This window comes from Exiguobacterium sp. s39 (assembly GCF_018618925.1).
GTDB classification, from domain to species: domain Bacteria; phylum Bacillota; class Bacilli; order Exiguobacteriales; family Exiguobacteriaceae; genus Exiguobacterium_A; species Exiguobacterium_A abrahamii.
On sequence record NZ_JACSNA010000001.1, the window covers coordinates 1459805 to 1472270 of the forward strand.

Genomic DNA, 12466 nt, shown 5'->3' on the forward strand with positions numbered 1-12466 from the left:
TTCGACAAACAATCGAAGTGCTCCTGCTAAAGCAGCTTATTCGCCTCCTCAATCCGCTCCATCCATTCCCTGACGAGAGCACCAATCAAATCTCTTTCAATCGATAGATTCAATTGGTGAAGCAGTTGATTTATGACATATTCCAGACGGCTCAAAGTGTACCGCCCTTTTATCTCTAAAAAGACGACGATTTGAAATTCAAAGGGATGGACGGGGAGAAATAATAGACGTGTGATGGGGAGAAAGGCAAAAGAGGGAAGATTTTGTAGATGGAAACCTGATTGATACAGTGGGATCTTGAGGATGCGTGGAGGTAATGAAGGATAAAAAGGACGTCGCCGATAGCGATGAACGATTCCTTGCCATCGAGCGATTGAAAATTTCCGAGGAAATGATGAAGGTTCTTTCGAAAGAAAATCAGATAATGAGAGCGGTTGAACCGTACAATAGACATGATGTTTTGCAAAAGGAACCGGATGTCGAAATCTCCGGATTTGATTCTCGACGATCAGATCCAAGTAATCATGTTGTAAAAATGCTTGTCGCATCCAACCTTGCAATCGCAACGTGACACCATGTGAAGGATGAAATCCGATCCACCGAACCGTTTGTTCTTGTTTCGCATCAAGTAAGGCTCGTCTAATCCATTCCTCTGCCGACATCGGAGAACGTTGAATCTCAATTCCAAGTTTCTGTTCTGGTATCCACAGGTCAAAACGTCTCTCTCCAGTCACCCATTCAATTTCGACTTGGATACCTGCGTTTATTAAAGAATCGGCAATGCGCTTTTTCCAGGACATATGCAAACTACTTTCTCCTGAACAAGCTGAGATATGTGCAAAATGTGGTCGTCGTCCTTGCCTGACGCGCAAGGGCTTCAGGCAATACGGACAACGTAAGGACATCGCTTTTAATTCATGGATGGGAAATCTGTGAATCATGATGCGTTTACCAGAAGCATCAATGGCTTCAAACATCTGAATCGTCCCCTTTTTCTAGAGTAACGGTGAGAATAAACGTGAAATCGATTCAATCAATCGACGGCGTAATGGACGCCGATGGAACATATCAGCATCAACTTGTGTCGAATGGCTAAAATCTTCATAAAAATCACGTGTTAGTTCATGGACAGAGTTCGTTCCATATAAGAAAGCATTCACTTCGAAATTCAAATGAAAACTACGTAAATCCATGTTCGCTGTCCCAATCGTTGCGATGGCGTCGTCCACAACGATGACTTTCGAGTGCATGAATCCCTTATTGTACTCGTAAATTTTCACACCAGCTCGTAGCAAATCATCAAAATAAGAACGGCTCGCATAAAATACGATTTTATGGTCTGGAAAGCTCGGTAGCAAAATACGGACATCAATCCCTGCCATAGCAGCTGTCTTCAGTGCTGTCATCAGGTCTTCATCCGGTATCAAATACGGAGAAGCAATATAGACTGATTCACGCGCTTCCGTTATGAGCCCGAAGTAAAGTGATTTCATTGCCTCATGTGGCTCATCAGGACCGCTCGCAATGATTTGAACACCCCCTGTTGCTTCTTCAACGTACTCAAGTGGCTCCATGTAAAACGGTGTAAACAGCCGTTCACCGGTCATGTAATACCAGTCTTGGAGAAAAATCAGTTGGAGTTCAGAGACAGCCTCTCCCCTTACGAGAAGATGGGTATCACGCCAAAAACCAAAATGTTGATCACGACCGATATACTCATCCCCAATGTTGATTCCGCCTGTAAATGCAACCGTTCCATCGATGACGACGATTTTCCGATGATTCCGGTAGTTCGATTTACTCGAAATAAACGGTAAGACGACAGGGAAAAACGCGCGAACCTCAACGCCAGCCGCCTGCATCTTCTTGAAATAATGCTTATCCGTCGAAAAACATCCGACGGCATCATAAAGAAAACGGACCTCGATTCCTTGCTCGGCCTTTTCAATCAACGCTTCCTGTAACTGAAGCGCAAGTTGATCATCCCGTACGATATAGTACTCCAAATGAATATGATGCTGTGCTTGACGAATCTCTTCTAAAAGAATCGGAAACTTTTCCTGACCATTCGTCAAGATTCTTGTATGTGTATTATACGAAATCGGAAGACGACTGATTGAATCGATAAGTGTCACAACTTTTCCATAACGCCCTTCTTGGAACACTGATTGGTGTACCCCTGCCTTAAACTGGGTACGATATTTAATGTAAGACTCCTCATCAAGCATTGCCTTCAGTCGAAACATTCGTTTTCGGCGGTAGTTCTGACCAAATGTGAAATACACGAATACGCCAACGACAGGCAATGCCATCATGACGAGTGCCCAGACGAGCGTTCGTTCTGGGTTTCGATTTTCGAGTAGAATGATGACGAACACGCTCATGACGACCAAAATGATGACGATGGACAGCCATCCTACCATATAGACACTCCAATAGTAGGATAAAAAGGCAATCAAGCCGATGGTCAAGATGAGGGTCATGAGAAGTTGTACACGTCGTAGCATGAATCCCCCTCCTTTTATGTAAGTAGTACAAATCGTATTTAAACTGATGACAGAAAGGAAGCGTTTAAATGGGTACGTATATCATTACTGGTGCAACAAGTGGAATTGGTGAGGCAACTGCCCTTCAACTCATCCGGGAGGGACATACTGTCCTTGCGATTGGTCGTAATGAAGAAAAAGGATCCTCGCTTGAATCAAATGGAGAAGGACGTTTATATTTCTTCCCTGTCGACTTAACTGATTCCTCTGCAATCGATGCGTTCTTTGAAGAAACACAAGAAGATTTCCCAGAAATCGATGGTATTTTCAACAATGCAGGTACTTTCGGTAAACCCTTTGCACCTGAACGTGTCTCCGATCAACAAAAAGAAGTATTCCAAGTGAACTATCACGCACCCGAACGAATCATCCAGCTCGCGACGAAACGCTTTTCAAAAGGTGCTTCCATCGTCAATAATAGCGCCATCGTAGGTCATGTTAAGTTTCCAGCAATGCTACTGCCTTACGCTTCGTCTAAAAGTGCTTTACTGACGCTAACAAAGACATACGCCGCCCGCTTCCATGGTAAGTACCGATTTAATGCTATTTGCCCGGGACCAGTCGATACGGCGCTCAGTCATGCGTTATATGGCGGGAAAGATAAATTTGACCTCGCAATGAAACATCACCTTCGAGGTGAGCCTGCACAACCTTCTGAAATCGCTGAGGTCGTTTGTTTCTTACTATCAAACAAAGCGAGTTACATCAACGGTCAAGCGCTCATCGTAGATGGAGGCTATACCCTCACTTAATACCAGAACAAAAGGAGGTATCACGATATGTGATCCTCCTTTTCCTCGCACTTTTTCTGACCTTAGTTCGGAAAATGTTTCCGAATGAACGGAAAGACATCTGAAGCAATGATCTGTTTCCCGTATTCAGCTACAGGATGTATCATTTGTTCGCTGAACTGGAGATACTCTGCGATTAAACTCATGACGTTTTCTTGCGCTTCTACGTTCACATCATCCTCGAAATGAACATGCAGTAAATAGAGTCCATCTTTTTGATAAAGCGCTGTTTCAAGTTCTGCGAATACAGGAGCATTCGCATATTGGCTGAGCGCGATGATATGTTCGAAATCGCGAGTTTCAAATAAAACATCTTGGCTTAACTCTGTATCTTTATCTTCTGTCTCAGACATCGCTGATCGTAAAAGTGAATCGAGTTCGTCTTCATCGACTTGCTCACCATCAACTGCATTTTTCGCGATCGTTACAGTGACTTCAAGACCTTTTTCAAATGCTTGCACTTGTATCCATAGTGGACCTTCGAAGGAGATGGACTCTTTTTCATTCGCTTCGTCCATCATCTGCCAGAATAACTGTTCTCCCCGTTCCCGGTTATACCAAATCTCATCTCGGGCAAAACCACGGCGTTCGATGTCGGTGTACGTGATGAAGAACTTGACCGTATTGTCATTGACGCGTTCGATTTTCAAACTGTCCACTCCTTTCTTCTCGTTCCTTATCTAGAATACGAACGAGGACATGACTTGGATTCATAGTTTTGAATCCGAAGGATATATTTCTATTCCTTTGTTATCTTTATTTTAACCTTTTTTATCGGTAACAAAAAGCACACTGCTCACGAAGCAGCGTGCTTTTTAAAATTACTCGTTGACAAGACGCTGTGCTTCCAAAAGTTGGAACGTACGCACCTTGCGCGGTAAGAATCGACGGATTTCATCCTCGTTGTACCCAACTTGAAGGCGTTTTTCATCAATCAAGATTGGGCGACGCAATAATCCCGGATATTCTTGAATCAAATCGTATAGATGCTGCAACGATAAGTTTTCAACGGAAACATCGAGTTTCGAGAAGACTTTTGAACGTGTTGAGATGATCTCGTCCGTTCCATCTTCCGTCATACGAAGAATCTGTTTGATTTCATCGAGCGATAATGGTTCTGAAAAGATATTACGTTCAACGAACGGGATTTCATGTTCTTCAAGCCACGCGCGTGCTTTCCGACAAGAAGTACAACTTGGTGAAGTATAGAGTGTTACCATTGAAAAACATCCTCCCCCTGATTTAACATCATTCGATACCTATGTGAATAAGCAGATATTGATGATGGTTCTATTACTTGACAGTTTACATCTAATAAAGCAGAAAACCTAGCTTTTTTATAAAGATGAAAGAACTTTTCGTAAAAAAGCTTGTTAAAGCCACCACGTGGCTTTAACAAGCTGGCGTGTGATCAAATAGCTGAGAAATCGTCTCTTTTGCTTTAGGAAGTTTCATTTCTTTCAGTTTTTTCTCTAAAATATCCCGCAAAAGGCGCTTCTTCAGCTTTTTCTTCTTGTCACGTTCTTTCATATTCCGACACCCCAATCGGCCCGAAACAGAACTAACAACCATACGAAAGCAAAATAATCATCTTCTACATTAGTAAGTATACCACGTATCTTAAAAATCTATTCCTACTTTAAGCAATTAAATATGTGAGATTGTCGATTGAGGAATGAAAAACAGTTGCAATTTCTTTCAAATTTCTGTAGAGTGTATAGAAATATCAACGCTCAGAAAGGAGTTTTTCATTCATGGCATTAACACTCGTTACGATTCTCGATCATCCGATCGCTCAAAAATATTTATCTCGTTCTGGCTTGAATCATGCGATTTCAGTAGCGGAACGCGCACTGACGCTTGCTACGAAACGCGGCTTAGATGCTGACACTGCTACGAAGGCAGCACTCTTACATGATATCGGTCATTACGAATGGTATACCGATGGCACTTGGAACTATGATTTATATCGCCAAAATGATATTCATGCTATTAAAGGAGCTGAACGTGCTCACAAACTACTGATTCGCCTTGGTGAAGAACCAGCACGCGCAAAAGAAATTGCTCTCGCCGTTCTTTTGCACACGGATTCTTATCTTCCACCAGGTGCGATCAATCGAACACCTCTTCAACAACTTGTCCATGATGCGGATACGCTGGAGGAACAGCCGGGCGGACTTCATCATTACGAAAAAATTGACTTTGAAGAAGCTATGCGTCGTCTTGATGCAATCGATGCAGTCGTCCATCGATTTGCTCATCTACCGCGTATCGCATCAGAAAATTAAAAGGCATTTCCACGATCAACGTGGAAATGCCTTTTTGCTTTAACAATTATACGAGTTGCGCTTGGTACGCTTCAAGTTCTGCATCCGTCATCGAAACGAAGTGACCAGGCTCGATTTCACGAAGAGGTGGAATGCTCGAATCTTCATCCGATTTACCAACCGGTCCACTCGTCGGACGATCGAAGATGATCCGTTTACGTGTCCGCTCGTGCTCTGGATCCGGAAGTGGAATCGCAGATAAAAGTGACTTCGTATAAGCATGAACAGGATTCTCATACAGACGATCCGCATCACACAATTCAACGAGGTGACCCTGATACATAACACCAATCCGGTCTGAGATATACTTGACCATCGATAAATCGTGGGCGATGAACAAGTATGTCAAACTGCGATCACGTTGTAGTTTTTTCATCAAGTTGACAACTTGGGCTTGAATCGATACGTCGAGTGCTGAAATCGGCTCATCCGCAATGATGAAGTCCGGCTCTACAGCAAGTGCACGTGCGATACCAATCCGTTGACGCTGACCACCTGAGAACTCGTGCGGGTAACGACTCGCGTGTTCTTTCGTCAAACCAACAGTTTCAAGCAAATCATATACACGGTTATTGCGCTCTTCTTTTGAGTTCGCTAAACCATGGATATCGATTCCTTCAGCGATGATATCGCCAACCGTCATCCGTGGATTTAACGATGCATACGGATCTTGGAAGATCATTTGCATTGCACGGTTGAATTTCAATTTGTCTTTACGTGACTTCTTACCATGAACGTTTTCACCTTTAAAGATGACTTCGCCGTCTGTCGCTTCGTATAAACCAATGATCGAGCGACCAGTCGTAGACTTACCACAGCCTGACTCTCCAACGAGGCCAAGTACTTCGCCTTCGTAGATATCAAATGAAAGTCCATCAACCGCTTTAACGACGCGTCCACGTCCAATATTGAAATGTTGCTTCAAGTTTTTTACTTCAAGTAATTTATTACGGTTTTCCATTATTTCAGACCGCCTTTCAGAAGCGATTTTGAGAACACGCTGTCCGGACGGTATTTTAACGCCAAGTCACGGATTGCAGCAGGTGGTTCGACGTATGGAGCTTGTGGATGTAGCAACCACGTCGCCGCTTCGTGTGTATCTGAGATTTTGAAGAAAGGTGGTTCTTTCTCGAAATCAATCTTCATCGCATATTTGTTACGCGGTGCAAACGCATCACCGACTGGTGGATGCATCAAGTTTGGTGGAGTTCCTGGAATCGCAGGAAGATCTTGTGAACGGTCATCAGATGGACGTGGCATTGAACCTAGTAGTCCCCAAGTATATGGATGACGCGGCTCATAGAAGATCTCATCTACTGTACCTTTTTCAATCAATTTACCAGCATACATGACGGCTACACGGTCAGCCATGTTCGCTACGACACCTAAGTCGTGCGTAATGAAGATGATTGCTGTACCCGTTTTTTGCTGAATGTCTTTCAATAACTCAAGGATCTGAGCTTGAATCGTAACATCGAGTGCAGTCGTCGGCTCATCGGCAATCAACACTTTCGGATTACATGCAAGCGCGATTGCGATGACGATCCGTTGACGCATCCCACCCGATAATTGGTGCGGATATTGTTTCAGACGCGCTTCTGGATTCGGAATTCCTACGAGTGTCAAAAGTTCGAGTGTACGCTTTTTCGCTGCGTCGCCTGTTAAGCCTTGGTGACGTTTTAATCCTTCAGCGATTTGTTTATAAATCGTCATCGTCGGGTTAAGTGATGTCATCGGATCTTGGAAAATCATTGCGATATCACGACCGCGGACTTTTTGCATTTCTTTATCCGAAAGCTTAACGAGGTCACGACCTTCAAATAAGATTTCACCTTGTGTGATTTCACCTGGTGGGTTTGGAATCAAACGCATGATCGCTTTTGAAGTAACCGATTTACCAGAACCAGACTCACCAACGATTGCGAGTGTCTCGCCTTTTTTCAAATCAAACGATACACCGCGGACGGCTTGTACCGTCCCGGCATACGTATGGAAAGCGACATTCAGGTCGCGAACAGATAAAATAGTTTCCATTGTGAATGAGCTCCTCTCTAGTTTCCGTTAGCGTCGTAAACGTGGGTCGAACGCATCACGCAGTCCATCTGCCAACATATTGAAGCTGACCATGAGGAGTACGATGACCGTCGATGGAACAACGAGCAAGAATGGGAACGTTTTGAGTTCTTTGTACCCTTCGTTGATCAATGTACCGAGTGACGGTTGTGGTGGTGCAAGTCCTAAACCGATGAAGCTTAAGAATGCTTCGAAGAAGATCGCACTTGGAATCGTGAACATGAGTGAGATGATGATCGTTCCCAAGGTATTTGGAATCAAATGTTTAAAGATCAATCGTGCGCTAGAAGCACCAAGTGTCCGTGCTGCAAGAACGAATTCTTGGTTCTTTAGTTTCAGGATTTGACCACGAACAAGTCGGCTCATCCCGATCCAGCCGGTAATCGTCATCGCAAGGATGATCGTCGTGATCCCTGGTTCAAGAATCAAGATGAACAAGATGATCAAGATCAAGTTTGGTACACCTGTTAAAATTTCAGCAATACGTTGCATGATGTTATCGACACGTCCACCATAATAAGCAGAAATTCCGCCGTATGTGACACCAACGAGAACATCGATGAGTGCTGCCATCAAACCGATGAATAACGAAATCTTCGTTCCTTCCCAGACGCGTGACCAAAGATCACGACCAAGGTGGTCTGTTCCGAACCAGAAGTTCTCCGTCACCTGTTTTTGTTTATAAAAATCAATCGGCGTATCACCAAGTGTTGCCATACCGTCAAAACCAGCCCACTCTAAACCAGTAACTTTAGGTGGAAGTTTAGCTTGCGTGATTGTTTGGGTATAAGGGTCATTACCAGATAAAGTAGGTCCGACTAATGACATGATTGCGATGATGATGATGACAGCAAGTGAGAGAATTGCCGCTTTGTTCTTGCGTAGACGCATCCAAGCATCTTGCCAGAAGTTTAAGCTTTTACCAGCAAGGCGTTCACCTGCTTGTTCATTGAACTCAACGTGTTGGAACAGCGATGAATCAAACTGTTCTGCTTTTGCATTTGAATTTTGTTCAGCCATTATTTGTTACCCCCCAAACGAATCCGTGGATCAACGACACCGTACAGCAAATCGACGATCAAAATCATGAGAATGAAGACTGCTGAGAAGAACAATGTCGTACCCATGATGACTGTGTAGTCATTTTGTGTGATTGATGATACGAAGAGTTCACCAAGTCCAGGTACAGAGAAAATACGCTCAATGACGAGTGTTCCTGTAATCAATGCGGCTGTCATTGGTCCAAGAATCGTGATCGCCGGAATCAAGGCGTTCCGAACCATGTGTTTCCAAGTAATCGACTGACCATCTAGGCCTTTTGCTTTAGCTAACGTGACATAATCCTGGTTCGTAACTTCTAGCATCTCTGTTCGGACGAATCGAGCAATTGAGGCTGTAACCCCAAGTGATAACGATATGGTCGGCAAGATGGTATGCGCCGGGCTTTCCCAGAACGCGACTGGCAAAACGCCCCATTTCACGCCAACATAGTATTGAAGGAGTGAGGCGAATACGAAGGACGGTACCGAGATTCCGATAACCGATACGAACATTGCACCGTAATCGATCACTGTGTTGTGACGAAGCGCCGCGACAACACCTAAGACGAGTCCTAAAAATACTCCAAGTACTAATGCTTGAACTCCTAATTGAGCCGATGGTCCAATTCGTTCAGAGATTAAATCCGTTACCGGACGGCTATCATATTTGAATGAAATACCGAGATCTCCTTGGAACAAGTTAACCATATACGCTGCATAGCGTTGTGGCAGTGGATCATTCAAGTTGTACTTATCCCGAAGGATGTTCAACTGTTCAGGAGAAAGTTTCTCCTGGTTTTGGAACGGTGAACCTGGTAGCAGATCCATCAGGAAGAAAGTGAACGAAGCGATGAGTAAAAACGTCAGTACGCCGTAAACCAGGCGTTGAGCTAAATAACGGCCCATAAGATGGCACCCCCTATAAAGATTTTCTGTTTTTTTCGAAACATCAATAAAATCAGTATGACCCACAATTGTCGGAACATTCAAGAATTTTGTCATAAAAATTTAAAAATTCTTTTTTTATTGTGCTTTGATTTGATGTTCGCTTGGATGTTTTTCTAATTTCATCCAATAGTCAGAATTTTTCGTTTGATTCCATTATACTTTGCTAACAAAGTAATTAGAACTACTTTTTTACGAAACTTTCACATTTTCGATAAAAATGAGTTTCCATTCATAAAAAGTAGTATAAAACAGGAGCGTACCCGAACTGATCAGGGGACGCTCCCATTCTCGATTACTTAATATCAACGTATTTGTATTGGAAATCTGCTCCGAACACTTGACGGTTGAAATCTTTGACCGTCGGACGGCTCAAGTATGCAGAACCAGCTTGATAGATTGGCGCGATGGCTTGATCTTTCTCAATCAATTGCGCTTCCGCTTGTTTGAAGAGATCGAGACGTTTGTTTAAGTCAGACTCTTCATTCGCTGCGTTCAACAATTTATCATAAGCTGCAGACTTGTACTTGACGTCGTTTTGGCTATTCGTTGATTCGAAGATAGAAAGGTTAGACATTGGATCCTGATAATCCGGGCCCCAAAGTGAGTATGAAACCTGGTAGTCGCCTTTTGTTTCAAGGTCGAGTTTATTCTTGAACGGTTGTTGTTTGATTGAAACAGTGACGTTCGGAAGATTTTTCTCGATTTGACCTTTCATGTACTCACTGATCTTCTTCGCATCTTCATTGTCGAATGAAAGAAGTTCAATCGTCGTTTTCTTATCGCCGTTTGCTTTTTTCCAAAGATCAGCTGCTTCTTTTCCATCACGGTCGAACCAGTTGATGTCGCTCGTATAGTCTTTACCAGACGCATCTTTGATGAATTCTTTTGGAATGAAGCTTGTTGTTGGAATCGAACCGTTCGCAAGAAGCGTATCTGTGATTCCTTTTGGATCGATGGCACGAGCAATTGCTTTACGTGCATCAACATTTTTCATCGTTGCATCTTCGTTATTGAACTTCAAATAAGCGATTGAAGAACGAAGAGCTGTCTTGAATTCAGGCTTCGATTTGTAAGCTTCAACTTGCTCTGAAGTCAAACCAGCGTAATCGATATCATTTGAATCATAGAGGTTTACTACTGTTGACGTATCCTTGACGACACTGACCGTAACTTCGTCGAGTTTGACAGCGTCTTTATCCCAGTAGTTATCGTTTTTCTTCAGCACTCGTTTTGAATCCGTTTTCCAAGATTCCCAAACGAAAGGACCGTTATAGAGTAATTTATCTGGTTTAAGCGAGAAGTCTTTTTCATTCTTTTTGTAGAAGTCTTCACTGATCGGTGAGTACGTACCAAACGATGTCAGTGAAAGGAAATACGGCGCTGGACGCTCAAGTTTGACTTCTAACGTTTTGTCGTCAAGTGCTTTAACACCGAGTTCGTCGACAGCTTTTTTACCCTGTGTAACATCAGCGCCGTTTTTTAACGTGTCAAAGATGTACGAGTAACTAGATGCTGTTTTCGGATCAGCAGCACGTTTCCAAGCGAATTCGAAATCTTGTGCTTTGACGGGTGAACCATCAGACCATTTTGAATCACGAAGTGTGAACGTATACGTCAAGTTATCACTTGAGATATCTGTTTTTTCTGCAAGTGCTGGAATCGCTTTGCCGTCTTTATCGAGACGATAAAGACCTTCCATCGTGTTCCCGATCATGTTGAAAGCGACAGAATCCGTAGCTTTCGCTGGATCCACTGTCGTGATATCCGAAGAGTCTGTTAAGCGTAGATTTTTCTTTCCGTCTGTAGACCCTGAATCACTGTCTCCGCCACCTGTCGAACATCCAGCAAGCACTGCGCTTCCTGCAAGCATGACTGATAATGCGAGACCGACTGTTTTTTTCTTCATCGGTAAGTCATCTCCTTTTCAATTTCCAAGTTGCCATAATGCCTATGACATCAATAACGTCCCGTCGAAACTGCAATGTATTCCCCAAAATGCATTGACCTAGTTTCAAAAACTTAAACGAAGTGATAAATTGATTTTATGTGAGAATAGCATTAACGTCAAGTAAATAGTCACACTATTTGCTATTTTGCATCATTCGTTTGTTACCGATTCGTAACAGGATTAAAAATTTCGTATACTAAGATTATCAATGCATTTAAGGGGGATTTTCATGCGATCGACCTATTTCCGACCGGTCATCATTGCGGTCATTCTAGTCTTACTTTATACGATATGGGCGACTATCACCGATTCGACGCACGGTATTTTATACCATCTATCTGGTGGGTTGTTCATTGGAGGCTTTTTGCTTATGGCAATCGGATTCTTTTCCAATATGTCGGCTAACGGCTTCTTCCGTGGCGTGACAGCTGGATTTAAAAAACAACGGGAGGCGAAGCTTCGAGAGATTGATGGCGATTACTACGAAGATGATGACGAAGAGGAAGAAGTCCTTCGTAAAAAGCAAAATCGAGCTTCTGCCCGAGCGAAACCCTATGTCTCTAGTGGTGTTATCTTTATCATCGTATCGCTGATCATCTCTTACTTTTAATCGAAATCACCGTGACGTGCCTTCTATCGTATGGTAAACTTAAGTGAATTAAACAAGAAAACACGACGACAAAGAGTAGTAACTTAGGTACATCCCTTTCAGAGAGTCCATGGTGCTGGAAATGGACAGGTGATGCCTACGTGAATGGACTTTCGAGTGGCTGATTCGAATCAAGTAGAGTCA

13 protein-coding genes and 1 other annotated feature (1 of these 14 only partly in view) are annotated in these 12466 nt (G+C 43.2%); of the genes, 3 read left to right on the plus strand and 10 right to left on the minus strand.

Going from position 1 to position 12466, the window contains the following annotated elements; all coding sequences use genetic code 11:
- Nucleotides 1-26 precede the first annotated feature (26 nt).
- Complete coding sequence (locus tag KNQ11_RS07775) at nucleotides 27-977, minus strand: competence protein CoiA family protein (RefSeq protein WP_149427651.1); 951 nt, start codon at nucleotides 975-977, stop codon at nucleotides 27-29.
- Between the two features lie 18 nt (nucleotides 978-995).
- Complete coding sequence (cls, locus tag KNQ11_RS07780) at nucleotides 996-2507, minus strand: cardiolipin synthase (protein ID WP_149427652.1); 1512 nt, start codon at nucleotides 2505-2507, stop codon at nucleotides 996-998.
- A gap of 68 nt (nucleotides 2508-2575) precedes the next feature.
- On the opposite strand from cls, the gene KNQ11_RS07785 reads away from it, so the two are divergent.
- On the plus strand, nucleotides 2576-3298 hold the full coding sequence (locus KNQ11_RS07785; protein WP_149427653.1) for an SDR family NAD(P)-dependent oxidoreductase: 723 nt from the start codon (nucleotides 2576-2578) through the stop codon (nucleotides 3296-3298).
- A 62-nt stretch (nucleotides 3299-3360) separates the two neighbouring features.
- Here the strand turns inward: KNQ11_RS07785 and mecA are convergent, their stop codons facing one another.
- The 3 genes from mecA to KNQ11_RS07800 form a co-directional block, all read right to left on the minus strand.
- Nucleotides 3361-3987, minus strand: coding sequence for an adaptor protein MecA (mecA, locus tag KNQ11_RS07790; protein ID WP_149427654.1), 627 nt, complete (start codon nucleotides 3985-3987; stop codon nucleotides 3361-3363).
- A 171-nt stretch (nucleotides 3988-4158) separates the two neighbouring features.
- Entirely contained in the window at nucleotides 4159-4557 is a 399-nt protein-coding gene (gene spxA / locus KNQ11_RS07795) for a transcriptional regulator SpxA (RefSeq protein ID WP_012370920.1), read from the minus strand.
- A gap of 172 nt (nucleotides 4558-4729) precedes the next feature.
- Nucleotides 4730-4867, minus strand: a complete 138-nt coding sequence (locus tag KNQ11_RS07800) for a hypothetical protein (protein ID WP_214770966.1) — start codon at nucleotides 4865-4867, stop codon at nucleotides 4730-4732.
- A gap of 224 nt (nucleotides 4868-5091) precedes the next feature.
- On the opposite strand from KNQ11_RS07800, the gene KNQ11_RS07805 reads away from it, so the two are divergent.
- Complete coding sequence (locus KNQ11_RS07805; protein WP_029342203.1) at nucleotides 5092-5625, plus strand: HD domain-containing protein; 534 nt, start codon at nucleotides 5092-5094, stop codon at nucleotides 5623-5625.
- 46 nt (nucleotides 5626-5671) lie between these two features.
- On the opposite strand, the gene KNQ11_RS07810 is transcribed toward KNQ11_RS07805, so the two are convergent.
- The 5 genes from KNQ11_RS07810 to KNQ11_RS07830 all read right to left on the minus strand — a co-directional run bounded on the left by KNQ11_RS07810 (nucleotide 5672) and on the right by KNQ11_RS07830 (nucleotide 11631).
- A complete protein-coding gene (locus KNQ11_RS07810) occupies nucleotides 5672-6625 on the minus strand; it encodes an ABC transporter ATP-binding protein (RefSeq protein WP_029342202.1) in 954 nt (317 codons plus the stop codon).
- Nucleotides 6625-7698 carry an ABC transporter ATP-binding protein gene (locus KNQ11_RS07815; RefSeq protein ID WP_029342201.1) on the minus strand — a complete coding sequence of 358 codons (1074 nt, stop codon included), beginning with the start codon at nucleotides 7696-7698 and terminating at the stop codon, nucleotides 6625-6627. Before KNQ11_RS07815 ends, KNQ11_RS07810 begins: the two co-directional genes overlap by 1 nt.
- 27 nt (nucleotides 7699-7725) lie before the next feature.
- Nucleotides 7726-8757, minus strand: a complete 1032-nt coding sequence (gene opp3C / locus KNQ11_RS07820) for an oligopeptide ABC transporter permease (protein WP_050677572.1) — start codon at nucleotides 8755-8757, stop codon at nucleotides 7726-7728.
- Nucleotides 8757-9683 carry an oligopeptide ABC transporter permease gene (opp3b, locus tag KNQ11_RS07825; protein WP_058703812.1) on the minus strand — a complete coding sequence of 309 codons (927 nt, stop codon included), beginning with the start codon at nucleotides 9681-9683 and terminating at the stop codon, nucleotides 8757-8759. Before opp3b ends, opp3C begins: the two co-directional genes overlap by 1 nt.
- A 334-nt stretch (nucleotides 9684-10017) precedes the next feature.
- Entirely contained in the window at nucleotides 10018-11631 is a 1614-nt protein-coding gene (locus KNQ11_RS07830) for a peptide ABC transporter substrate-binding protein (protein WP_214723694.1), read from the minus strand.
- Nucleotides 11632-11902: 271 nt separating this feature from the next.
- Here KNQ11_RS07830 and KNQ11_RS07835 point away from each other — a divergent pair, with 271 nt between their 5' ends.
- The gene (locus tag KNQ11_RS07835; RefSeq protein ID WP_214770969.1) at nucleotides 11903-12283 is read left to right on the plus strand and encodes a DUF3899 domain-containing protein; all 381 of its coding nucleotides are present in this window, start codon (nucleotides 11903-11905) and stop codon (nucleotides 12281-12283) included.
- 56 nt (nucleotides 12284-12339) lie between these two features.
- Nucleotides 12340-12466: a binding site (T-box leader), on the plus strand (it continues 79 nt past the right edge of the window).